The 1,504-nt window shown below is 63.2% G+C and carries 1 protein-coding gene; it reads left to right on the top strand.

All coding sequences use genetic code 11. The annotated features are described in order from the left end of the window. Window positions 1–1,373 (top strand): LuxR C-terminal-related transcriptional regulator (locus AAAB16_RS01655; protein ID WP_340661769.1); only part of this gene is annotated, 1,373 nt, incomplete at its 5' end. Window positions 1,374–1,504 lie beyond the last annotated feature (131 nt).

Here is a 1,504-nt window from a genome sequence, read left to right as displayed (position 1 = left end):
CACGGGTAGCGGATATAGATACCGACACCTTGTCCGGCGAGTCCGCCGCCTACCTGAAAGCCCTGCGCCCCATGCTGCTGGTGATGATGGACCGCATTGCCGAAGCCCATGAACTGGGCAGGCAGGCGCTGACCGAAGTGTCCATGGACTACCCCTTCGCCTGGGCCATGCTCAACCAGGCCCTGACCCAGACCAGCATCATTCTTGGCCTGCACCAGGACGCCCACCACTTCGTCGACGAAGCCCGCCGCGCGCAAAGCGACGCCGCCGGCGCCTTTGGATTTGTACTCGCCGAATCTGCCGAAGCCCTGCTCGACATGATGGCCGGCCGCCTCAAACAAACCACCGCCCGCCTACGCCTGGCCACCACCATGCTCAAAGCCGAACGCCGCCGCGACCGCAACGGCAACGCCCTGGCCGCCATCCAACTGGGCGAAGCCCTCTACGAAAGCGACCAATGCGACGAAGCCCAGCGCCTGCTACTCATCTACGCCCCACTGGTACAAGACCTCGGCCTATCCGACGCCCTGATCACCGCCCACACCCTACTCGCCCGCATCGCTGACGAAAAAGGCGACCGCGACCGCGCCCTGCAACTGCTCACCGAACTCGAAGCCGTCGGCCACCGCCTCGGCCAACCCCGCGTCGCCGCCAGCGCCCGCCTCGAACGCGCCATGCAACACCTCGCCCACGGCGACCAAGCCGGCGCCAACGAACAGCTCACCCTCGCCGAACAAAGCTTCGCCTGGAGCGACGCCAGCAACTACTGGTTTATCGCCAACGACACCCTCACCCCCACCATCGCCCGGCTGCGCGTAATGGTGCGCACCGGCTCAGCCCACAAAGCCATCGCCCCGCTGCGCACCGAACTCGCCGAAGCCGAACGCCTGATGCGCGGCCGCCGCGCCTTGAAACTACGCATCCTCCTGGCCGAAGCGCTGCACACCGACGGCCAAGGCAAGATGGCCCTGCGCACGCTGGAGCGAGCGCTGAAATTTGCTCAGAGCGAAGGCTATATCCGTAGCTTTCTGGAAGAAGGCAGCGTGATCCAGGCCATGCTTGGCGAGCTGCACAGCGAACTGGATGAAAGCGACGACGCAGGCGAATACACGCTTGACCGCTGGTTGCGCACAAGCGCGCCAGCGCCTGCTGCGCCTACAGGGAGTGGCGGATTGGTGGACCCGTTAACGCAGAAGGAATTGAAGGTGCTTAACCTGTTGGGCCAGGGATTATCCAATGCGGCGATGGCGGAGAAGTTGTTTGTGTCCGACTCCACCGTGCGGACGCATTTGCGGAATATTAATTTGAAGCTGCATGCCAATAGTCGGACGCAGGCGATAGCGATTGCGCGGCGGATGGGGCTTTGTAGTTAGGTTGGGCTCGCGGAAGCGATGTTAATACGAAGAGATAGTTTATCGTCCGCTAACGGTGCCTCCGCTTTCCAAGCATCGTGGCTGAAGCCGCTCTCACAAGGTGCCTCGCCCCCCCCGTATGAGGCTTTAGG

Source organism: Pseudomonas sp., from assembly GCF_037994325.1.
GTDB lineage: Bacteria > Pseudomonadota > Gammaproteobacteria > Pseudomonadales > Pseudomonadaceae > Aquipseudomonas.
This window is presented reverse-complemented; position numbering and strand designations above follow the sequence as displayed.